We start from the raw sequence: 20,825 nt of genomic DNA, 5'->3' as shown, positions 1-20,825 counted from the left end.
GGTAAATGTTACCAGCTGGTTTTCACTACCTCAAACACCTTAGAACTTAGATCTGAGAACGGATTTTAGATGCCATTAGGTGTCTAAGGTGGTAAATTAATAGTCTCCTAACCATTACAGCTGACACAAAAAAAGAAGAAATTAAATTAGATAGTCACTATTTCACGCAATTCCAAAGATGATTACTTTGAAACCTTCCCACCATGGGTAGCGCTAAATCATTGTAAAAACAGAAAATTAGCTCTGTATTTGAATCCGCTGTGCAATATCCTCAATTACATCAACCGACTTAAGGATTTTATAGTGCCCAACATGTTCGAATGACTGAGCTACAATTGCAGGGTTTTGAATTAAAAACTCCTGCAAAAAAGAATAGGGTGAAATATGGTCTTCGGGATCGAAAGCCAGGAAATGATTGGTATCGTTTTTTAACTGGTATAAACTGGTTAGGTTAAAATAACTTGCCGGAACCGGGAACTCTTGTTCAAAATTGGTAAAGAAAACTTCCTGGTCTTTGCTGGTAATGCTAACTGAATCGAGACTTTGTTCAAAATTCTCTTTGAGCCTGATTAAAGGTGCAATACTAATCAGTAGTTCTGGTTGTATACCCAACTCCTGCAGGGCAATAACATTGGCCATTCCGCCCAGTGAGTGACCAATGAGTATATCAGGCTGTGCATAATTGAGCGCTATCGATTTAACCGAATCGGCATAAAGCATCAGGTTCGAAAATTCAGAAACAGAACTTCCGTTTCCGGGTGCATCAAAAGCGATTATCTCCAGATCGTCGTTTTTTAACAGCTCGACAATAAGTTCGTAGAAATCCAATGCCTTAGAAGCCCAGCCATGGGTAAGCAATACTTTCCGTTTGCCCTTACCCCAGCTAAAACAGTTGATACTGATTTCGGAACGGGTAAAATAGGTGTCGAAAACCGGTAGACTAAATTGTTTTGATTCCGCTATCAGCTGTTCCTGGTGCTGGCGTAACGGCATTTTAGGTGAATAAAAAATAAACTCGCGCATTAAAGCCTCATCGGGCTTATCCGGCTGCTGCTTCAAATCACCAATTAATTGCTTTAGCCTTTTCAATGATTAGTAAATTAAATGCGATTTTAAATCTGCCGGAGAATAATTGATCGATTTCAAAGTCTTGTCGTCCGATTTGCGGAATACCAGAAACAATCCATCGATTTCTTTGTAGTAAGACTCTGTTCCGTCCTTATCTAAGTAGAACTGAATGGTATTTTCGGCCTCTTCTACAGTTTTGCAGGCCTTGCTCATGTTAGAGCGATGCACCTCATCAAATAAAGTTTTAAATTTTCCGCCCAGGCCAAATTCGTGTATAGCACCGGCCAAAACATACTGTAAATCGCACAGTGCATCGGCAACTTCTACCAGATCATCGTTTTCTACTGCTTCCTGTAATTCTTTCAGCTCCTCGGTCAAAAGCGAAATACGCAGGTTAGCTCTTTGCTTAGATGGAATAACCGGGTTTTCGAGAATAGGGTGTTTAAAAGTAGTGTGGAATTCGGCAACCTGGTTAAGTGAATTGGTTTCTTGCATGCTCATGTTCAATTTAATCTTTATGCAGCAAACTTAAAAAAAACGGGAGAAATATTTGGGAGATTTTATGCACACTTGGGAGGCTAGTGTTGGTTAATCGGTTAATTATTGAAAATGGTTAACTGTAAACGCATCCTAACAATTAACCAGTTAACCAATTTATACAGTTAACCTATCCTTGCTTCTTCCCTTCTCTTACCACCTTAAAAAACTCTTCTTTATAAGTTTCGCCAACGGGAATGGCCTCATCGTTAATAAAAACGGTATTGCCATCGATCATTTTAATCTTCTCGATAGAAATGATGTACGATTTATGGATCCGGTAAAAAGGTGGTTTTGGCAATTGCGTTTCCAGCTCGCGCAGGGCCTGATAGGTGATGATCCGCTGAGTAGCAGTGTACACCGAAACATAGTTTTTAAGCCCTTCTATGTATAAAATATCGTCGTAATTTACTTTGATGAATTTATTTTTGGTATCTCCTTTTATAAAAATAAAGTCGTTGCCTGGTGCAGGCTGCTGAATCACTTCGGGCTGTGCTGTAGGTACAGGAGCTAAGATTTGCTGTGCCTTTTGGGCTGCTTTATAAAACCGCTCGTAAGAGATAGGCTTTAACAGGTAATCTACCACATCGAGTTCAAAGCCCTCCAATGCATATTCGGGATAAGCAGTAGTTAAAATTACCTTGCATTTGCCTCCACATATTTTTAAAAACTGGATGCCGGTTAATTCTGGCATCTGGATATCCAGAAACACCAAGTCAACTTTTCCTTCCTGTACCATATTTAAGGCCTCAAAGGCATTTGTCGTGGTACCTACCAGTTCGAGAAAAGGCGTTTTATTAATAAAAGCCGAAATAATATCGGAAGCATAAGATTCATCATCAACAGCGAGGCAACGGATCATAATTAAGATTTTGAAGGTAATTCGGGTTTAAAGGTAAAGCTACAAATTTAAAATCAACGTACTTTTATAGGTATTGCCGTTGTTAGAAACCAACAGTTCGTGCTTATCAGGATAAATCAGATCCAGCCTACGGTGTACGTTTACCATACCTACCCCACTGCTGTGGTCTTTTTGTGCGTGACTGATCTTATTGCTGACCTCAAAACTCAGTCGTTTCTGCTGTACTTTAAGCTTAATGCGTACCGGTTGTGCTTCATCGTTTACCGCGCCGTGCTTAAATGCATTTTCGACAAAGGGAATCAGTATCAGTGCAGCAATTTTCTGGTCGCCAATGCCCTCAGTTGTAAACGTAACATAAAAATTAGGCTCGAAACGCATCTTGAACAGCTCTACATAACTCTCTAAGTAGCCTACTTCTTTATCCAAACTCACTTTGCCATCCGGGCTATCGTTTAAAGTATAGCGCATCAAATCAGATAGTCGCAAAACCGCATTAGCCAGTTTATCCGAAACAGGAATGGCCAGCGAATACACATAATTTAAGGTATTGTACAAAAAATGTGGGTTAATCTGCGATTTTAAAAAAGATAGTTCTGCTTTTACCACTTCGTCTTTGAGTTTAAGGTTCATCCGTTCGGCCAAAAAGCTTTTTTCTATCCCATAAACCGCAGCAGGAACTACAATAAAGGCTAAACTCCAATAAATGTTATCAGAAATATAGTGCCAGGCCGTTGTACCTTCGGCATAGTTATGAAAACCGAACCATTTTAAATACAAAACCTCTTCAATCAGGTATCTGGAAGCGATAAAAATTGCAATAGTCAGGACGATCCCCCAATTAGAAACGGGGTTTTACCCTTTTTTAAAAAACGGGGATATACCCACAGGTAACAGATATAGAACTCCATAATTTGAATAAAATTCATGGAAATGGTAAAGGCCGATGCCCTTAAAGTAGTGCCTTCTATCAGTGAACCACCGTAAAAATAACCCAGAACCAGTACCCAGCAAAGTATATGTAGTGCAACCGTTTTTAATGTTTTCATGCCCTAAAACTATACAAAGCTTTTTTAACGGCCTATTTTCTTATGCCAAACCTATAAATAATTATCCCAACCCCTCCTTTTTTAGTACGAAAGGCATTTAAAGTCTCAAAGCCGGTTGGGATAATATTTTGAGGGGTTGGGATGATTTAATTTTCAGGCTCCTGCGGCCGCTGCATCTTTGGATCAATCAATTATAAAACAACAACCCATGAACCGCTTATTTAAGACTGCTCTTTTTATATTATTTATTTCAGGCATTCAAACTGCCCTGGCGCAAACTACCAAGGTATCGGGAACAATCACCGATAAAAGCAACAAAGCTTTAGATTATGCATCAGTAGCACTGATCCACTTGCCCGATTCGGCTTCGGTTGCTTTACAGGCTACCAACCAGCAAGGCGTATACGCGTTTAATGATGTTAAGGCAGGCCGGTATTTAATCAAAGCATTGATGATGGGTTATGATAAAAATCAATCGGCAAGTTTTGAGGTAAAAGCAACCACTGTAAAAGTACCGGTGATTGTATTAACTGACCACTCGCAAAACTTAAAAGAAGTAAACATTGTATCCAAAATGCCGGTTATCGATCAAAAAGCCGACCGGGTAATTGTAAATGTAGAACAGATGAATACCGCGGGCGATAATGCTCTTGAAGTCATTAGCCGGTCGCCGGGTGTAAAGCTTGATAAGGACGATAATATTGTGTTAAAAGGTAAAAGCGGCATCAATGTGATGATTGATGGTAAAATGAGCTACATGAGCGGCCAGGAGTTAACCACTTACCTGAAATCGCTGCCTGGTTCGGTACTGAGTAAAATCGAGCTGATTTCTAACCCTCCTGCTTCTTTTGATGCAGCTGGCACCGCCGGGATTATCAACATTAAACTGAAAAGGAACAAAATGCAGGGTTTTAATGGCAACATGAACCTGGGCGGGGGTTATGGTCGTTACGAAAAGGTTTACGGAGGAACCAACCTCAACTACAATATTGGTAAGGTGAGTACCTATCTCCGTTTAAATGCTGGCCATTACAATTCTTACAACCGCTTAACCCTAAACCGCAGCATTGGCGAAGAACAATATAACCAGCTTAATTTCTGGCATCCGGTTACCAATAGCCTCAACTACTCTACCGGAGCCGATTATTTTATGAACGAGAAGCATACTTTAGGTATAATGGTAAAAGGCTTTACTGCTCCTGAAGAAACCAAAGTAAACAGCAACTCGATTAATTACAATGCTGCAGGCACAAAAATGGGTGCAACATCGATGTTTAATCCGCAATCCAATACAGAGAAAAACCATGCTTTTAACATCAATTACCGCTATAAAACCGATAGTTTAGGCGGCGAGCTGGGCTTTGATGCTGATTACGTGCGTTACGATAACAGCAAAAACGAAACCTTTACCAACACCTACCTCGATGCAAGCGATAATGTGATTGGCAATCCTATCGATTTACGCAATATGGGAATGGGCAATGTAGCCATCTATTCGGTAAAGGCCGACTATACTTTAAACTTTAATAAAACATTTAAAATGGAAACCGGCTGGAAAAGCAGCTGGGTAAAATCGCAGAGCGATGTGCGTTTCGATTCGTTAAAAACGGCGGGATGGATTAATGATGCTCGACGTACAAACCAGTTTTTATATCACGAAAACATCAATGCCATCTACCTTTCATCGGATCAGAGTTTCAAAAATATACAAATCAAGGCAGGTCTTCGGGCCGAACAAACGCTGGGAAATGGTAGCTCATCGGGTACCAATACGCTAATCGACAGAAAATACTGGAAGCTTTTTCCAACCGTTTTTGTTTCATTAAAAATTGATTCGAACAACCTGCTTACCGCGGCTTACCGAAAAAGCATTAACCGCCCTTCGTACAGCAGCTTAAATCCCTTTACTTTCTATAGCGATCCTTACACCGCATTACAAGGGAACCCTTTGTTACAACCTTCTTTTGCAAACAGTTTCGAATTGAATTATTCGATCAAAAATTTCAGGGTGTTAACTTTAAGCTATTCGGTTAACAATGGTTCGATGTGGGAAGTGGTGTATCAGAACGATGCTACTAAAGAAAGTATATCGAGACCCGAAAACCTGAACCGCACTACCAATTTTTACATGGCCACGGGTAGTCCGGTTGATATAACCAAATGGTGGAACAACAATACCGAGGTTTCGGCTGGATTTAACCGCACACAATCGGCAGTGCAGGGAAATGGCTTTAATGCTTTTTCGTGGAACTGGTCGGTAATGATGGATAACACCATTACTTTACCTAAAAACTATAGCTTAACTACTTATGCCTATTACGATTCGCCCTCGGTTTCGGGTTTGTTTCAGAGTTTAGGCAGTTACCAGTTAAATATTGGTGCTAAAAAAACATTCTGGAAAAAGAATGCAACACTTGCTTTAAAGGTTAATGATATTTTTAATACGAATTCTTTTAGGGCAAACCTGGAATACAACAACATTAAAACTTACTGGAGAAATGAATGGGAAAGCCGTAGAGTAAACTTAAGTTTCACTTATAAGTTCGGCAATATGAAAATAAAAACTGCCCGTAGCAGAAGTACAGGTACCAGCGAAGAGGAAAACAGGGTGGGCAAAAATTAAAGGTGTGTATTGGTTAATTGTTGGATTGTTTGGATAAACTTACGGTTAACCAATTAACCAGTTTCAACAATTAACCAACCTACAATACCAGCAACATCCACACATTGCAGGCAAAGTGTCCTGAATTGCCTAAAGGAGCAGGAAGTTTAACAAAACCTGCTTTTTGATACATGCTTATGGCTGTTGTAAGCTCCGGAAATGATTCGAGATATACTTCGTTATAACCAAAGTGTTGTGCCGATTCGATACTTTTCTCCATCAGCATCCTGCCAACTCCTTTTCCCCTTGCCGATGCAGCAGTGTAAAGTTTAACCAATTCTACACAACCTTCAGGCAAGCCATCGGTTGGATAAATGCCGCAACCTCCTATAATCTCTCCATCCTCTTCGGCAATCCAGTAAGCTGATCCAGCCTGTTCAAATAACCGAGACAACTGGTCGGTTGTTGGGTCGGTATAAACGGTACCAGGCTTGTCTATTTTAAATTCGCGTAAAATTGTCCTGATCATTTCTGCAGTAGCCTCATTATCTTCTGCTACTATCTTCCTTATTGTAATGGCCATGCTGTTAAATTTCTTGTCAAAATAACTCAAAACCTTGTTAATTGCCAAATCCGCAGAAACTTAATAATTGTAGTTCTCACCCTTCTTTACCAATTTAAACAGTTAACCAATATCATACTAAAATAGTTTTAGTATTTTGGCGTTATGATTAACATGAAAAACACACTAATGATTTGCCTGCTTGTAACTACTGCGTTGGGTTGCGGCATTAACAAACAGGCCCAGCAAATAAAAGCGCTGGAAAACTGTACTTATAAAATTACCGGGGTTCAGCAGGTATCTATTGCAGGCACCGATGTAAAGAAATTAATGGATCAGCAAAGTTTTAGCCTTACCAGCCTACCGGGTGTAGCACTGGGCTTATTGCGCAAGGATATTCCATTAAAAGCTAACCTCAATTTAGAAATCAGCAATCCTTCAAGCAATGTGGCAGCTATAAACCAGTTCGAATATAAAATACTGGTAAACAATACCGATTTGGCCGAAGGCTTGGTTAACCAAAGTGTAAGCATTGCACAAGGTCAAACTGTAACCGTGCCGGTGCAATTGGTGAGCAATATTTATGGTCTGGTATCCAACGGCAATGTATTTAACGATATTGTAAAAGCTGCTCAAAAAGGTTCATCGGCTAAAGATGAAAAACTGGGTTTATTAACCATTAAAATTAAACCTACTTTTATGCTGGGTAATACGCCTTTCAAATATCCTGGCTACATTACCATCAATAAAGATATCAGCAGTAAAATATTGTTGTAGCACTTAGCTCGCACAAAAAAAGCGCGGTTACCTTGATAGGCAACCGCGCTTTTTTATTGATTAACTCAGGCTGTTACATTTTCCCATGTGGGGTCATTATCATTCCTTTAAATCCGTTCGGGTCTAAATGGGCATCAACCGATTTAATTTCTTCTGTTGATAAGCTTGAAGAAAGCGGTAAAGTACTTGTTTTTAAACTTGCCGTTTTTGGCGCAGTAAGCGGAAAAGCACCGGTATTGGCATAAGCCAATGCATAATATAAATAAGTTTCGGTTTCATTGCCCCAATCTTTTTTATAATCTTCATAGGCATCTTTATCAACTGTTAATCCCGAATAATATCCTCCGGCACCTGCCTGGTTTTTGGTTTCAAACTCCGGAATATACATATCGAGTTTATCAATCCTGATCGGGAAAAAGCCTACAGGCTTACCATAAGTAGTTTTGCCAATCAGTTTTACATCCATTACAGGCTTTAAACTATTAATGGTTAACTCACTCGCCGAAGCGGTAGCCCCTGTTACGATAAAATAAATCCGGCTTAAAGCCAGGTTACCCGATTTTGCAAAACGCTCTATATTATCGGCAGAGGTTGACGAATAATTTAAATCGGCATAGGTGGCATATTTTCCATTAACCCCTGTAGTAAAAGTCTGCAATTTACCTGCATCATCTAATAAAGGCTGGTGAGCCAAAATAGAAGCTTTACGCTGGGCAGTAGTAATATTTTGTAAGTAACTGTTGTAATAAGAGGTAAACATGATGCTACCATTTTGAGCAATAGGTGCTGCCAGATTGATGATTTGGGTGGCGGTGGATACATATCCTCCACCATTATAACGTAAATCGACAACAAGTTCACTTACACCCTGTGTGGCAAAATTAGCAAAAGCACTGTTTAAACCTGCGGTTGCATTATTGGTAAAGCTGTTAAAAACAATATAACCTACTTTTTTTGTTCCAACAGTGTATACGTGGGTATACAAGATTGGATTAACTGTATAGGAAGCGCTGGATACGACCACGCTTTTGGTGTTATTATTTAAATCGGTAAAAACGAGACTCACACTCGCATTTGTGCCCAAAATAGCATTGTACAGAAAACTTACATTGGCAGTGCTGTAACTGAGACTGGTACGGCCATTTACGCTCGTTATCCTGCAGCCACGGGTTAAGCCCTGCTGTGCAGCCGGAGAATTGGGGTATACATATTTTACCCTTAAATCATCAGTAGTACTGTAATTTATTGAAAAGCCATAATCGTTGGCCGAACCATTTACATCAGCCTTTAAAGCACCTGTTTTTCCGGAAGTGGCCGCGGTATAATCAAAAAACGAATATTTGGGCTCTGCCGAACTACTCACATATTCATAAGGCTTTCCGGTTGTCGGATCGTTAGAGTATTGGGTCAGGGCATAAAGCTCGGCCTCATTTGAGCCAAAGCTACGCGGATTAAAAACCTCATAAGTAGGTAACGATGTATTCCAATAGTATAGTTCTTTGGAATACAAAAAGATCGAATCTTTAGTCAGCTCTTCACGGGTTCCTGCAGGTGTAACTGTAGTCGGCGTAACGGGCTCATCGGGTACAATACTGCTTTTTTTACAGGCAGTAACTACCATAAGGCTCAAAAAGCCAATTATTAACAGCCTGTTAAATTTATTATTTTTCATGGAAGTTGGTAACATGGTGTTGTATATACGTAACGTGTTGTAATAAAGTTGTTTTTATTGGTTTATGGTTAGCCCCGAAAACAGCCCTAAAAAAACTCCCTATTGAGAACTGTTAACTGAAAACCCACCAACCAACAACTAAATTTAATTCAAAATATTGTGCAGCTACGCAGATGTATCGTTGAATTACGTAAATCTACCGATTAAATTACTTATTTATGAGATTATTATAGTGAAAATATGTTAAATATTGATGCTTGTTTTAATAAGCCTGCTGATTGGTTGACTGCTATAAAATGTGGGCACCTAAAATGAATCGGCTCAAAAAATAAATGGAAAGTTAAGTCCTTCCACCCCCTTAAATTGTCGCCTTTGCACCGCAAAAAGCAACTAAATACTAAACAACTTTGTAGTATAAATTGTTTATTATGAGTATTGTAAAAGTTAAGGCGTTTATGGATACGCTGGATCATCCTTTAAAAAAGGAAATGGAAAAGGTAATCGAAATAATTACAGCTGCCAGCCCAAAAATAGAAAGCGATATTAAATGGGGTGGACCAAGCTTTAAGTATAAAGAGGATATGGCCACCTTAAACCCCAAAATAAAAAACTATGTAGTTGTAGTTTTTCATAAGGCCTCGTTACTGAACAATGATTTTGGCTTTTTAGAAGAACAAACCAAAGGAAAGGCTTACGCCAAATTTTACACGATGGCCGATGTAGAGCAGCATACTGAAGCACTCACAAAAGCTGTAAATGCCTGGATAAACTTAATGGAAACCAGTAAATAAAATATAAAACCATGGAAAAGATTGAATTTAAAACCACAATTAATGCCAGTGCCGAAAAAGTTTGGGATATACTGTTCGGTGTGGAAAGCTATCCTAAATGGACTTCGGTTTTTGCTGAAGGATCGTCAGTAGAAACCGACTGGAAAAAAGGAAGCAGAGCAGTATTTGGGGATGGTAAAGGACAAGGAATGGTGGCGGTTATTGCAGAGAACATCCCCAATCAATTTATGTCCATCAAGCACGTGGGCGAGATAAAAGACGGTAAAGAAGTAGTGCATGATTGGGGTGAATCGCTGGAGAATTATACCTTAAAAGAAAAAGACGGGCTCACAGAACTCACTATTGATATGAACATTATCGACGAATGGAAGGATTATTTTAATGAAACCTGGCCTGCGGCTTTAAAAAAGGTAAAAGGCATGTCAGAAAGTGAATACCATGTGGAAACCTAATTGGCCAGTAATGCTTCGTTGCGTTGGCTAACGAGAAAACATTAACCACAGATAAAAAGGATAAACACAGATATTGGTCAATATTTGTGTTTATCCCTTGTTAAAAGCCTAAATTCACAACATTACAATCGGGTGCTATATTCTTCTCTTCAAGATAAATATGCAATTCCTTTATTGCTTTATCGGCTTTAGTAAGTTCGAAATAATCTAGGATGCCTTGTGTCAACAAAAAACTAATTAGGGTTTGTTCGGCAACAGCCAGGGAAAGTTCAATTTGTGTTAAAGCTACAAAAGAAATAAATTATTCCTTTACCCCCAACTTTTCCGCTTGATCCCTTTTCCGCTTGATCCAAATAAATACTAATAGTAGCAAAATAACCGTATAATAAAAAAGCCTCTCATTTCTGAAAGGCTTTTGGAAGTGGTGCCACCTGGATTCGAACCAGGGACACAAGGATTTTCAGTCCTTTGCTCTACCGACTGAGCTATGGCACCCTCCGTTTGGGAATGCAAATGTAGTGTTCTTTTTCACAAATGCAAAAAATAATTTGAGTTTTTCTGCTTTAAAAAACCGTTTAACCGACAAAAAACGCAGATCTTTCTGATAAGCAAGCAGATGCATAAAAATTATTTTTCAAGAAAATATCTGGTCTACTCACTTCAATATCTTTTAGGCTATTTTTTACTTGTCTCTGTAGCAAGTAAAGACTTTAGTTCACTCACCTTTTCTGGAAATTTAGCCACAACATTATTTTTTTCCCCAATATCAGCCTTTAAATCGAACAACTGATCGCCATTTTTGCCAAATGGGGCAATATATTTCCAATTGCCTTTTACTACAGCCAGATTATTGTATCCCTCTTCTATCATCATTTTCCGCCCTACCCGATCTGCTCCCGTAAATGCAGCAAATTGATTTTCACTATCGCCAGCCTCCCCATTTTTAATGGGTACCTTAAAATAGCCTGCAAAAGAGGCCAGCAAATCTATCTGGTTAACCAGTGCATCAGACTGCCCGGGTTTAATTTTTTCTGGCCATGAAACAATAAACGGAACTCTCGTACCACCTTCATAAACACTCGTTTTAGCTCCTCTTAATGGTCCCGCAGGCAAATGCCCGTTTTGTTTAGCAATAGCTTCGTCTGCATAACCATCATCCAATACAGGCCCGTTATCGCTACTAAAAATAATAATGGTGTTTTTGGTTAAACCCAATTCATCTAACTGCTTGGTAATTTCACCTACCGCCCAATCCATTTCCAGTATGGCATCGCCTCTGTATCCCATCTCGCTCTTTCCTTTAAACATGGTAGCAGGCATACGCGGAACATGGATATCATTTAGCGCATAATACAAAAAGAAAGGTTTTTTCTGATTTTTTTCAATGAACTGCATCGCTTTGGTCAGAAAAGTTGGGGCAAGTTCTTCATCTGTCCACCTCGCTTTTTTGCCTCCTTTCATATAACCAATACGACCAATGCCGTTAACTATTGTATTATTATGTCCTACTGAGGAGGGAGTTTTAACAACTCGGGATGCTCTTTTCCGGTTGGTTCATCGCCAACCTTTTTACCATAATCAACCTCAATCGAATCACCTTTTTCTAAACCAATTACACTATGGTTTTCCATAAATACAGTTGGCACCCGATCTGCAGTAGCTGGAAAAATAAAAGAATAATCAAAACCAATTTCGTTAGGTCCTGGGCTGATATCACCATTCCAGTCTTTACTTACTTTATCACCAAGACCTAAATGCCATTTACCCACAATTGCCGTTTGATACCCTGCTGCTTTAAATACTTTAGGTAAACTGGTTTTATTGGTCGAAAGGATTAGTGCCGCATCACCAGGCAAAATATTACGGCCTTTTTCGCGCCAGGGATATTCGCCACTCATTAATGCGTACCGCGACGGTGTACAGGTAGCAGATGTAGTATGCCCATTTGTAAATTTCAAGCCTCTTTTGGCAATAAGATCGACATTTGGTGTAGCAATTTTTGTAGCCCCGTAACAACTTAAATCTCCGTAGCCCAAATCATCTATGTAAATAAGCACAACATTTGGCTTTTGCTGAGCAGAAACAAGGCAAGGCAAACTGCTTAAAAATGAGAGAGGTAAACCAGTTAAAATCATTTTACCTAATATACCATTAAAAAATTTCTGAAATGCGTGCTTGCGGCTGTTTTTGGCTCTATAGTTCAACATGATTGTTTTAGATGACATTGATAGGCACCCTAAATGAGGTGGTTGCAACTAATTTAGCCTACACCAACTACTAAACCAAAACTAAATAAAGCGCAAACGATTGATTATTTATATTGTTACGTAAAACTTTTTATTAAAAGCTTTAAAACCAAAAAAGCCTTTCATTTCTGAAAGGCTTTTGGAAGTGGTGCCACCTGGATTCGAACCAGGGACACAAGGATTTTCAGTCCTTTGCTCTACCGACTGAGCTATGGCACCATCCGTTTGGGATTGCAAATGTAGTGTTCTTTTTTCAAAAGCAAAACTTTTTTTCTATTATTTCACTGCTCAACTGATTATCAGTGAATTAATTTTTTGTGCATTTGAAAAAAGGCCCTAATACCTGCTTAGAATGAATACAAACAAACAATTTTATCTATTTTTTTATGCATGCATAGTAATTTATTTAGATTAATATCCTAATTTAGCGTTAACAATCTAATATTGCATGGTAGCACAGATCCTTTTTCTAGTACTTACACTTGCAGCAATTGCGCTGTTTACAGTTAACCTCCGTAAAATTATCCGTAATATCCGGTTGGGGAAAGCGGTTAATCGCAACGATCAGCCTGCAAAGCGCTTGATAACGATGTTACGTGTGGCATTTGGTCAGTCTAAAATGGTGGTACGCCCCATTCCGGCATTCCTCCATTTCTTCGTATACATTGGCTTTGTCATCATCAACATCGAGGTGCTCGAAATCATGATCGATGGAATTTTCGGCACACACCGCATTTTTAACGGCCTTGGCGGTTTATATAACTTTTTAATTGCCTCGTTTGAAATCCTGGCTTTTACCGTTTGGGTATCGTGTGCCATCTTCCTGATCCGCAGAAACATCTTAAAATTAAAGCGTTTCAGCGGGGTAGAAATGAAAAGCTGGCCAAAATCTGATGCCAACTATATCCTCATTACCGAAATATTATTAATGACTGCTTTCCTGCTGATGAATGCTGCTGATGCAAAATTACAAAGCATCGGCGCAGGTCATTACGTACAAGCAGGTGCATTTCCGGTTAGCCAGTATTTGATAAATTTATTACCATCAACCGAAAGCGCTTTGGTGATTATTGAACGCAGCTGCTGGTGGTTCCACATTATCGGTATTTTAGCTTTCTTAAACTACCTACCATATTCAAAGCATTTCCATATCATTTTTGCTTTTCCAAACACCTATTTTTCTAATCTTGAGCCTAAGGGTGAGTTTACCAACATGGCATCAGTAACTAATGAGGTTAAAGCCATGCTCGATCCGTCTTTTGTACCAGCAGAAAGCGAACCTGGTAAATTTGGGGCAAAAGATGTGACAGATTTGACCTGGGTAAACTTAATGAATGCCTATACTTGCACTGAATGTGGAAGGTGTACTTCAGTTTGTCCGGCAAATATTACAGGCAAGCTTTTATCACCACGTAAGATTATGATGGATACCCGCGACCGGATTACGGAAGTTGGCCAAAACATCGATAAACATGGCGCAGAACATCAGGATGGTAAATCTTTGTTAGATGATTACATTAGCAGAGAAGAGATCTGGGCCTGTACCAGTTGCAACGCTTGTACCGAAGCTTGCCCTGTTAATATCGATCCTTTACAGATTATTGTAGAGTTGCGTCGTTTTGCAGTAATGGAAGAATCGCAGGCACCTGCAAGTATCAATGCCATGATGGGTAACATTGAAAACAACCAGGCGCCATGGAAATACTCTCCAGCCGACCGTTTTAACTGGGCAGAAGGCTCTTAGTCTAAAGTCCTGAGTCGAGGAATATTCAAAACGAATGAGCAATTTAACAATACAATTAAACAGTTAACAATTTAAACGGTTAACCTTTAAAATACGAGTAAACATGGAATTTAAAGTACCTACAATGGCCGAATTAATGGCTGCTGGCGAAGAACCGGAAATACTATTTTGGGTTGGATGTGCCGGAAGCTACGATGAACGGGCGCAAAAAATAACCCGCGATATCTGCAAAATCTTACATCATGTGGGCATTAAATACGCTGTTTTAGGCACCGAAGAAAGCTGTACAGGCGATCCGGCAAAGCGTGCAGGTAACGAGTTTTTATTCCAGATGCAGGCCATGACCAATATTGAGGTTTTGAATGCCTACAATATTAAAAAAATCGTAACTGGCTGTCCGCACTGCTTTAATACTATCAAAAACGAATATCCAGGCCTGGGCGGAACCTACGAGGTTATCCACCATACACAGTTGATTCAGGATTTAATTAGCGAAGGGAAACTGAAAGCTGAAGGTGGCGAAAGTTTTAAGGGTAAAAAAATTACCTACCACGATCCTTGTTACCTGGGCCGTGCCAATGGCATTTATGAAGCGCCACGAAAAGCACTCGAAGTTTTAGATGCCCAGCTGGTAGAAATGAAACGCTGCAAAAGCAATGGTTTATGTTGCGGAGCCGGCGGAGCACAAATGTTTAAAGAACCCGAAAAAGGCAATAAAGATATTAACGTAGAACGTGTTGACGAAGCCTTACAAACCAATCCTCAGGTGATAGCTGCAGGCTGCCCTTTTTGCATGACCATGTTAAGCGATGGGATTAAGTTGAAAGATAAAGAACAGGAAGTTAAGGTATTGGATATTGCAGAAATTACCGCAAGAGCGAATGGCCTCTAACCTTTGAATTAACCATATAATTCATTAAAGAAAAGTAAGTCTTGGCACACCGCTAAGACTTACTTTTTATTGAAAGGAATATCCTGGCAGCAGAATTATATGACGGGTCGTCATTCCCAGCTTGACTGGGAATCTTAAAGCTTATGCAGAACGATCTCGCTGTGCAGAAATGATAAATACTAATCCCCAAGCTTCACCGCATCCTTAGCTGGCTGCGCCGGTATTTTAACAATCTGCTCTAAATTATCACGAATCTGGTTTAAATCTTCAGCCTCCATATTTTTGAGCGGGATAATAATTTGTGTTGCCATCGAATCTACATCTCCCCCTTTATCTTTATAGGTCTGTACAATTACATCATCACCCTTGGTATATAGATAGAGTTTACCCGATACGGTATTACCATAATAATCCATATCTTTAAATTTCGATAACTTAAATGCGAAATACTCCGTTTTTCCGTTATTAAAGTATCGCTTGTAACGACAAAAGCCATTGTTAGTAACATTTAGTTCATAACGCTTAATCTGGTTACTTTCCTGTGCAACATCGTAATGGTCGGAGAAGGTTTTTTGTAGAAAACCAGCACATTGTTCTAAGGGATCGGGATTGGAAAAAGCATAAAAAAACACACAAAGCGCCGAAACAAGCGACATTTTCAAGCAAAGTGTAAACTTTTTCATATGGCTAGCGTTTTAAACACACCAAATTAATTAAAATCATAAATTTGTATATGAGTTTTTCTCCACAATCAAGAGTTTGGATATACCAAAGCGATCGCAAGTTTTCTTCAATTGAAGAAAACCAGATCCTGAATAAATTAGCAGCTTTTACCAACCAATGGAAAGCACATGGTAATGAATTGCTGGCAAAGGCAGAAATTCGTTATGGCTTTTTTATTATCCTCACTGTTGATGAAAGCCAGGCCGGTGTTACCGGATGCTCTATCGATAGCTCGGTTAGGTTAATTAAGGAGATCGAAAGCGAATACCACGTTGATCTTTTTAATCGTTTCAATATTGCTTACCGCATTGACGATGAGGTGAAAGTTCAGGGCAAGGAAGATTTCGAAACATTGGTAAACATTAAGCAGATTACACCAGAAACGATTGTTTTTAACAACATGGTGCAAACACTGGCAGATTTGGAGAGCAAATGGGAAGTTCCCTTTAAAAATAGCTGGCACTCTACAGTTTTTGCACACTTGCTTTAAACATATTTAAAGCTATAGCGGTATGCTGTACTTAATATACCTTTTTATAAGTACAACTAATGGGAGAATAAACCCAAATGCTAATCAAAATTCTTAAAACCTGTAACTCTATTTTTAGTTAATTTTAGTTTACAGGCAAACAATTAGCAGCCAAAAAGCATTATATTGGTTAAATCAAAATAATGTGTATGAAACGCTGGCTCAAAATTTCCTTAAAGATATTAGCTGCTCTGGTTGTGCTGGTTATTTTAACCTGGCTGGCTGGTGCATTTTACATTAGCCGCAATAAAAAAGAAGTGCTTACTTCTATCCTATCGCAACTAAACAAAAATTTAAACGGCGAAATAACGGCTACCAGCATGGAGCCTACCCTCCTGAAAAGTTTTCCAGGAGTTTCGGTATCGTTAAATGGTGTGTTGTTGAGAGATAGCTTATGGGTACAACACAAACACGACCTTTTAAAAGCACAGGATATTGACGTATCGCTAAATGTACTTTCGCTTATTGTTGGCAACGTAAACATTAAGCAGATTGCCATTAACAATGCAGCTATTTATATCTATACCGATTCTGCAGGTTACAGCAATACCAGTATTTTTAAAAGTAAACCTTCTGCCGAGAAAAAAACATCCACTAAATCATCGGCGCTTGAAGTCAAGAAAATTGATTTTAATAGGGTAAGTCTGGTACTCGATAACAAAAAGCGGCACAAGCTCTTCAACTTTAATATCGATCAGATACAAGGCCGGATGGAATACCCCGATAGCGGCTGGACTGGCAAAATTAAGCTAAAAACCAAGGTAAACAGCTTTGCTTTCAATACCCGGAAAGGAAGTTTTTTAAAAGACAAAACTTTAGATGGCACACTCTCTGCACATTACAGCAAAGCATTGGATGCGGTAATTTTAGATCCTGAAATATTAAATATTGGCGGACATCCCTTCAAAATCGGTGCTAAAATAGAACTGGATAAATCGGCTTTTGCCATTAGCATTGCCGTTGACGATATTTTATTCAGAGATGTAGCCCTGCTTCTTGCACCCAATATTTCTTCAAAATTGTTAAAATTTGGCATTGAAAAACCAATCAACATCAGGGGAATATTATTGATGATGGATCTGGAAAGTATGGCGACCCGCTGATTAAGGTTGGTATAACCGTAAGGGATAATGTGGTTTCAATCCCAGCAGGTAGATTAACAGCCTGTAATTTTGATGGTTCGTTTACCAATCGAGATACAGTTGGCGGCATTATTGGCGATGATAACTCTTCCATCAAGTTCCATAAACTCACTGCAAAATATTTCAACGCACCATTAAAAATCGACACTTTTACGGTTAATAATCTATCACGCCCCATTGCCACGGGCTTGGTTACTTCGCAGTTTCCGCTTTCTAACCTCAATAATTCATTAGGCACAAACGACTTTGAATTTAAAAACGGAACAGCAGATTTAAAACTTTATTGCCAAGCCGATATCGATAATTTCAAATTCACCAAACCAGTGGTTTCAGGTAAAATCAGGATTGCTAATGCCGATATCCTTTACATACCACGGAACCTGCATCTGATAAAAAGTGCATTAGATATCGATTTCAACCAAAACAACTTATCTATACAAAACGGACACTTCCAGCTAGGCAAAAGCGAGCTCAACGTAAACTGCAATATTGCTAATTTTGCTAACTTGTATTATACCGCTCCCGAAAAAATACTGGTTAACCTGAAGATGACCAGTCCACAGCTATATTTAAAAGAGTTTTTACCTTTTTTGGGCCCCAGAACAACTAAAAAAACAAAATCCAGCGGAAATAAACAGGTGGTTTCTAAAGAGTTGAGTAATGTTTTAGAGCTCTCGCAAATGAATATCCGCTTAACGGTTAATAAGGCTATTTATGAGAAGTTTATGGCTAAAAACCTCGATGCCGACATATCGCTTCGGGGAGGTGGCATTTTCTTCAATAAAATCAGTGTGGCTCATGCCGGAGGTCAATTATCCTTGGATGGGAATATCATTCAGCAGGCAGCTTCAAACAGCTTTAAAATTAACTCCAAAATCAGCCATGTAAGTGTTAAAGATTTCTTTTACTCTTTTGATAATTTCGGGCAAAACACCATTACGAATAAAAACCTTAAAGGCTACTTATCTTCTTTGGTAAATATCTCCGGCCGCATATCGCATACCGGCAAAATATTGCCCCGCTCTATCAATGGTAAGGTCGTTTTTAACCTCAATAATGCTGCGCTCGTTAATTTCGAGCCGATGGTCAAAGTAGGCAAATTCGCCTTTGCCAACCGTAATTTATCTAATGTAGAAATTAAAAACCTGGATGGCACCTTAAACATCAACGGCGATAAAGTAGAAATCAGCCCAATGCAGATAAGCTCGAGTGCATTAAACTTTAACGTAAAAGGAACCTATGCTTTAGGTTCGGGAACAAATGTAGCCATGGATATTCCGCTTAGAAACCCTAAAGGAGATGAAAACCTAACCAGACAGGAAAAAAGAGAAGCCCGTATGCGTGGTATAGTGCTGCACCTAAAAGCAGTAGACGATGAAAAAGGCGGCATCAAAATCCGATGGAATAAGGATCATGATTAAATGATGTATAATGGATGATGGAAGAAAACTGCATTTCGATTATCCATATTATATTTCACATCTTACATTTTAGAAATCAAGCGGCCCCAGCCTATTCATATTTCTTAATATCAGATACTGGCGATGCCTGATGTAAGGAGTTGCATTTTTGGGTGTCCAACGCAAAGGGTTAGGAAAGCATGCAGCAATCAAGGCAGCTTGTTTTTTGGTTAATTTAGTGCACGATTTGCCATAATATTCTTGTGCAGCAGCCTCAGCGCCGTAAACGCCATCACCCATTTCGATTACATTGAGGTAAACCTCTAAGATGCGTTCTTTGCTCCAGAACAATTCAATTAATAGTGTAAAATAAGCTTCAAACCCTTTTCTAATCCAAGAACGACCTGGCCACAGGAATACATTTTTAGCTGTCTGTTGCGAAATGGTACTCCCTCCTTTTACTTTTTTACCTTTTGCATTACTGGCAAAAGCTTTTTCGATTGCTTTCATATCAAAGCCGATATGTTTTAAAAATAACTGATCTTCGGCCGATACCGCTGCACGTTTCATATTATCCGAAATCTCATCGAAATCAACCCATTTTTTTTCGGTTTTAAAAGGCTTTCCATCAGCTTTACGCTCAATGTTGCGTAAAACCATCAGCAAGGTGATGGGTGGGTTAATAAAGCGAAGTGCAATGACCCAAAGAACAGAAACCAGCAAAAAGTATAAAAACACCTTCGATGCAATGTTGGTAATCTTCTTTAAAAGCGGGTGTTTTGCTTTACTTTTCGTTTTGGTTGTCCGGGTTTTCGCCATAGCGCAAAGGTAATTAAAGGTATGGAAAAGGAAAATGTAAGCGGAAAGATTTATTAATCATCTTCTCATTTGTAAATTAAATACTGGAATAAAATTAAATGACCCGATTTTATGTATTTTGGATTCAAATTTACACAGATGAAGAAACTCGGATACCTTTTTTTTATGCTGACTCTTTTATGGGGTTGCAGCACCACAAAAAACACAAGCACCAGCAATGGCAAGTGGACTTCACTTTTCAATGGGAAAGACATTAAAGACTGGAACGTTAAAATCCACCACCATGATTACAATGTAAACTTCGGGAATACTTTCCGCGTAGAAGATGGCATTATTAAAGTGCGTTACGATCAGTACGGCGATTTTAACGATCAGTTTGGCCACCTTTACTATAAAACACCTTTTTCATACTATCATTTAAAATTAAAATACCGCATGGTTGGTGAGCTGCAAAAAGGTGCACCCAGTTATACCTTGCGCAATAGCGGTGTGATGTTCCATTCGCAGGATCCAAAAACAATGCCTAAAGAACAGGATTGGCCAATTTCAATTGAAATGCAGTTTTTAGGTGGTTTGAGCGATGGCAGGCCACGCCCTACCGGCAACATGTGTTCACCAGGCACTGAAATTTTTTATAACGGCAAAATGTTCGCTGGTCATTGTTTAGATTCGAGATCAAAAACTTACGATGGCGACCAGTGGGTATCGGCAGAGCTGATTGTATTGGGCGATTCGCTGGTTACCCACATCATTAACGGCGATACCGTGCTGCAATACAGCAAACCCCAGATTGGCGGAGGCGTAGCTAACCGCTTCGACCCCAAAATTAAGATAGACGGTAAAGCACTTAAATCAGGTTTTATCGCCCTGCAAAGCGAAGGGCAACCAGTTGATTTTAAAGATATCGAAATCATACAGCTCCCGATACCTGCCACCACAAAATCTAAGTAAACATTTTTGA

21 protein-coding genes and 2 tRNA genes are annotated in these 20,825 nt (G+C 39.2%); 10 read left to right on the top strand and 13 right to left on the bottom strand.

What is annotated here, in order from left to right; translation table 11 throughout:
* Nucleotides 1-237: 237 nt before the first annotated feature.
* The 5 genes from G7074_RS16965 to G7074_RS16945 form a co-directional block, all read right to left on the bottom strand.
* On the bottom strand, nucleotides 238-1,089 hold the full coding sequence (locus G7074_RS16965; protein WP_166210097.1) for an alpha/beta fold hydrolase: 852 nt from the start codon (nucleotides 1,087-1,089) through the stop codon (nucleotides 238-240).
* A 3-nt stretch (nucleotides 1,090-1,092) separates the two neighbouring features.
* On the bottom strand, nucleotides 1,093-1,563 hold the full coding sequence (locus tag G7074_RS16960) for a nucleoside triphosphate pyrophosphohydrolase family protein (RefSeq protein WP_124560770.1): 471 nt from the start codon (nucleotides 1,561-1,563) through the stop codon (nucleotides 1,093-1,095).
* A 172-nt stretch (nucleotides 1,564-1,735) separates the two neighbouring features.
* Nucleotides 1,736-2,467 (bottom strand): LytTR family DNA-binding domain-containing protein, encoded by a 732-nt coding sequence (locus G7074_RS16955; RefSeq protein ID WP_166210094.1) that lies wholly within the window; start codon nucleotides 2,465-2,467, stop codon nucleotides 1,736-1,738.
* Nucleotides 2,468-2,506: 39 nt separating this feature from the next.
* Nucleotides 2,507-3,244: a sensor histidine kinase gene (locus G7074_RS16950; protein WP_166210091.1), complete on the bottom strand. Its 738-nt coding sequence runs from the start codon at nucleotides 3,242-3,244 to the stop codon at nucleotides 2,507-2,509.
* A gap of 44 nt (nucleotides 3,245-3,288) precedes the next feature.
* Nucleotides 3,289-3,513 carry a hypothetical protein gene (locus G7074_RS16945; protein ID WP_166210088.1) on the bottom strand — a complete coding sequence of 75 codons (225 nt, stop codon included), beginning with the start codon at nucleotides 3,511-3,513 and terminating at the stop codon, nucleotides 3,289-3,291.
* 208 nt (nucleotides 3,514-3,721) lie between these two features.
* Here G7074_RS16945 and G7074_RS16940 point away from each other — a divergent pair, with 208 nt between their 5' ends.
* Nucleotides 3,722-6,136: an outer membrane beta-barrel family protein gene (locus G7074_RS16940; protein ID WP_166210085.1), complete on the top strand. Its 2,415-nt coding sequence runs from the start codon at nucleotides 3,722-3,724 to the stop codon at nucleotides 6,134-6,136.
* A gap of 79 nt (nucleotides 6,137-6,215) precedes the next feature.
* On the opposite strand, the gene G7074_RS16935 is transcribed toward G7074_RS16940, so the two are convergent.
* Nucleotides 6,216-6,698 carry a GNAT family N-acetyltransferase gene (locus G7074_RS16935; RefSeq protein ID WP_124560774.1) on the bottom strand — a complete coding sequence of 161 codons (483 nt, stop codon included), beginning with the start codon at nucleotides 6,696-6,698 and terminating at the stop codon, nucleotides 6,216-6,218.
* Between the two features lie 153 nt (nucleotides 6,699-6,851).
* Here G7074_RS16935 and G7074_RS16930 point away from each other — a divergent pair, with 153 nt between their 5' ends.
* A complete protein-coding gene (locus tag G7074_RS16930) occupies nucleotides 6,852-7,454 on the top strand; it encodes a hypothetical protein (RefSeq protein ID WP_124560775.1) in 603 nt (200 codons plus the stop codon).
* Nucleotides 7,455-7,527: 73 nt separating this feature from the next.
* Here the strand turns inward: G7074_RS16930 and G7074_RS16925 are convergent, their stop codons facing one another.
* A complete protein-coding gene (locus G7074_RS16925; protein ID WP_166210082.1) occupies nucleotides 7,528-9,126 on the bottom strand; it encodes a S41 family peptidase in 1,599 nt (532 codons plus the stop codon).
* Between the two features lie 428 nt (nucleotides 9,127-9,554).
* Here G7074_RS16925 and G7074_RS16920 point away from each other — a divergent pair, with 428 nt between their 5' ends.
* On the top strand, nucleotides 9,555-9,917 hold the full coding sequence (locus tag G7074_RS16920; RefSeq protein WP_233603910.1) for a DUF1801 domain-containing protein: 363 nt from the start codon (nucleotides 9,555-9,557) through the stop codon (nucleotides 9,915-9,917).
* A gap of 11 nt (nucleotides 9,918-9,928) precedes the next feature.
* On the top strand, nucleotides 9,929-10,369 hold the full coding sequence (locus tag G7074_RS16915; RefSeq protein ID WP_124560777.1) for an SRPBCC domain-containing protein: 441 nt from the start codon (nucleotides 9,929-9,931) through the stop codon (nucleotides 10,367-10,369).
* Between the two features lie 422 nt (nucleotides 10,370-10,791).
* On the opposite strand, the gene G7074_RS16910 is transcribed toward G7074_RS16915, so the two are convergent.
* The 4 genes from G7074_RS16910 to G7074_RS16900 all read right to left on the bottom strand — a co-directional run bounded on the left by G7074_RS16910 (nucleotide 10,792) and on the right by G7074_RS16900 (nucleotide 12,834).
* Nucleotides 10,792-10,864, bottom strand: a tRNA-Phe gene (locus G7074_RS16910).
* Nucleotides 10,865-11,044: 180 nt separating this feature from the next.
* Nucleotides 11,045-11,830 (bottom strand): sulfatase-like hydrolase/transferase, encoded by a 786-nt coding sequence (locus G7074_RS27275; protein WP_240916336.1) that lies wholly within the window; start codon nucleotides 11,828-11,830, stop codon nucleotides 11,045-11,047.
* Between the two features lie 44 nt (nucleotides 11,831-11,874).
* Nucleotides 11,875-12,576, bottom strand: coding sequence for a sulfatase-like hydrolase/transferase (locus G7074_RS27270; protein WP_240916335.1), 702 nt, complete (start codon nucleotides 12,574-12,576; stop codon nucleotides 11,875-11,877).
* A 185-nt stretch (nucleotides 12,577-12,761) separates the two neighbouring features.
* Nucleotides 12,762-12,834, bottom strand: a tRNA-Phe gene (locus G7074_RS16900).
* Between the two features lie 229 nt (nucleotides 12,835-13,063).
* Here G7074_RS16900 and G7074_RS16895 point away from each other — a divergent pair.
* The gene (locus G7074_RS16895; protein ID WP_124560778.1) at nucleotides 13,064-14,359 is read left to right on the top strand and encodes a (Fe-S)-binding protein; all 1,296 of its coding nucleotides are present in this window, start codon (nucleotides 13,064-13,066) and stop codon (nucleotides 14,357-14,359) included.
* Between the two features lie 103 nt (nucleotides 14,360-14,462).
* A complete protein-coding gene (locus tag G7074_RS16890) occupies nucleotides 14,463-15,251 on the top strand; it encodes a (Fe-S)-binding protein (protein ID WP_124560779.1) in 789 nt (262 codons plus the stop codon).
* 179 nt (nucleotides 15,252-15,430) lie between these two features.
* Here the strand turns inward: G7074_RS16890 and G7074_RS16885 are convergent, their stop codons facing one another.
* Nucleotides 15,431-15,934, bottom strand: a complete 504-nt coding sequence (locus G7074_RS16885; RefSeq protein ID WP_124560780.1) for a hypothetical protein — start codon at nucleotides 15,932-15,934, stop codon at nucleotides 15,431-15,433.
* A gap of 50 nt (nucleotides 15,935-15,984) precedes the next feature.
* Here G7074_RS16885 and G7074_RS16880 point away from each other — a divergent pair, with 50 nt between their 5' ends.
* The 3 genes from G7074_RS16880 (at nucleotide 15,985) to G7074_RS16870 (ending at nucleotide 19,066) form a co-directional block, all read left to right on the top strand.
* The gene (locus G7074_RS16880; protein ID WP_124560781.1) at nucleotides 15,985-16,464 is read left to right on the top strand and encodes an ABC transporter ATPase; all 480 of its coding nucleotides are present in this window, start codon (nucleotides 15,985-15,987) and stop codon (nucleotides 16,462-16,464) included.
* A gap of 188 nt (nucleotides 16,465-16,652) precedes the next feature.
* On the top strand, nucleotides 16,653-17,606 hold the full coding sequence (locus tag G7074_RS16875; RefSeq protein ID WP_166210079.1) for an AsmA family protein: 954 nt from the start codon (nucleotides 16,653-16,655) through the stop codon (nucleotides 17,604-17,606).
* Nucleotides 17,607-17,635: 29 nt separating this feature from the next.
* Nucleotides 17,636-19,066 (top strand): AsmA-like C-terminal region-containing protein, encoded by a 1,431-nt coding sequence (locus tag G7074_RS16870; protein ID WP_166210076.1) that lies wholly within the window; start codon nucleotides 17,636-17,638, stop codon nucleotides 19,064-19,066.
* 69 nt (nucleotides 19,067-19,135) lie between these two features.
* Here the strand turns inward: G7074_RS16870 and mtgA are convergent, their stop codons facing one another.
* A complete protein-coding gene (mtgA, locus tag G7074_RS16865; protein ID WP_124560783.1) occupies nucleotides 19,136-19,864 on the bottom strand; it encodes a monofunctional biosynthetic peptidoglycan transglycosylase in 729 nt (242 codons plus the stop codon).
* A gap of 138 nt (nucleotides 19,865-20,002) precedes the next feature.
* Here mtgA and G7074_RS16860 point away from each other — a divergent pair, with 138 nt between their 5' ends.
* Nucleotides 20,003-20,815 (top strand): DUF1080 domain-containing protein, encoded by an 813-nt coding sequence (locus G7074_RS16860; protein ID WP_124560784.1) that lies wholly within the window; start codon nucleotides 20,003-20,005, stop codon nucleotides 20,813-20,815.
* Nucleotides 20,816-20,825: the final 10 nt, after the last annotated feature.

Source organism: Pedobacter sp. HDW13 (assembly GCF_011303555.1).
GTDB lineage: Bacteria > Bacteroidota > Bacteroidia > Sphingobacteriales > Sphingobacteriaceae > Pedobacter.
This window is presented reverse-complemented; position numbering and strand designations above follow the sequence as displayed.

Excerpts from the sequence above, each read along its gene's own strand:
- G7074_RS27275 (WP_240916336.1), bottom strand. The coding sequence starts at position 11,830 with ATGAAAGGAGGCAAAAAAGCGAGGTGGACAGATGAAGAACTTGCCCCA.
- G7074_RS16940 (WP_166210085.1), top strand. The coding sequence starts at position 3,722 with ATGAACCGCTTATTTAAGACTGCTCTTTTTATATTATTTATTTCAGGC.
- G7074_RS16860 (WP_124560784.1), top strand. The coding sequence starts at position 20,003 with ATGAAGAAACTCGGATACCTTTTTTTTATGCTGACTCTTTTATGGGGT.
- G7074_RS16890 (WP_124560779.1), top strand. The coding sequence starts at position 14,463 with ATGGAATTTAAAGTACCTACAATGGCCGAATTAATGGCTGCTGGCGAA.
- G7074_RS16885 (WP_124560780.1), bottom strand. The coding sequence starts at position 15,934 with ATGAAAAAGTTTACACTTTGCTTGAAAATGTCGCTTGTTTCGGCGCTT.
- G7074_RS16875 (WP_166210079.1), top strand. The coding sequence starts at position 16,653 with ATGAAACGCTGGCTCAAAATTTCCTTAAAGATATTAGCTGCTCTGGTT.
- G7074_RS27270 (WP_240916335.1), bottom strand. The coding sequence starts at position 12,576 with ATGTTGAACTATAGAGCCAAAAACAGCCGCAAGCACGCATTTCAGAAA.
- G7074_RS16930 (WP_124560775.1), top strand. The coding sequence starts at position 6,852 with ATGAAAAACACACTAATGATTTGCCTGCTTGTAACTACTGCGTTGGGT.
- G7074_RS16925 (WP_166210082.1), bottom strand. The coding sequence starts at position 9,126 with ATGAAAAATAATAAATTTAACAGGCTGTTAATAATTGGCTTTTTGAGC.
- G7074_RS16880 (WP_124560781.1), top strand. The coding sequence starts at position 15,985 with ATGAGTTTTTCTCCACAATCAAGAGTTTGGATATACCAAAGCGATCGC.
- G7074_RS16960 (WP_124560770.1), bottom strand. The coding sequence starts at position 1,563 with ATGCAAGAAACCAATTCACTTAACCAGGTTGCCGAATTCCACACTACT.
- G7074_RS16895 (WP_124560778.1), top strand. The coding sequence starts at position 13,064 with ATGGTAGCACAGATCCTTTTTCTAGTACTTACACTTGCAGCAATTGCG.
- G7074_RS16955 (WP_166210094.1), bottom strand. The coding sequence starts at position 2,467 with ATGATCCGTTGCCTCGCTGTTGATGATGAATCTTATGCTTCCGATATT.
- G7074_RS16945 (WP_166210088.1), bottom strand. The coding sequence starts at position 3,513 with ATGAAAACATTAAAAACGGTTGCACTACATATACTTTGCTGGGTACTG.
- G7074_RS16915 (WP_124560777.1), top strand. The coding sequence starts at position 9,929 with ATGGAAAAGATTGAATTTAAAACCACAATTAATGCCAGTGCCGAAAAA.
- G7074_RS16935 (WP_124560774.1), bottom strand. The coding sequence starts at position 6,698 with ATGGCCATTACAATAAGGAAGATAGTAGCAGAAGATAATGAGGCTACT.
- mtgA (WP_124560783.1), bottom strand. The coding sequence starts at position 19,864 with ATGGCGAAAACCCGGACAACCAAAACGAAAAGTAAAGCAAAACACCCG.
- G7074_RS16920 (WP_233603910.1), top strand. The coding sequence starts at position 9,555 with ATGAGTATTGTAAAAGTTAAGGCGTTTATGGATACGCTGGATCATCCT.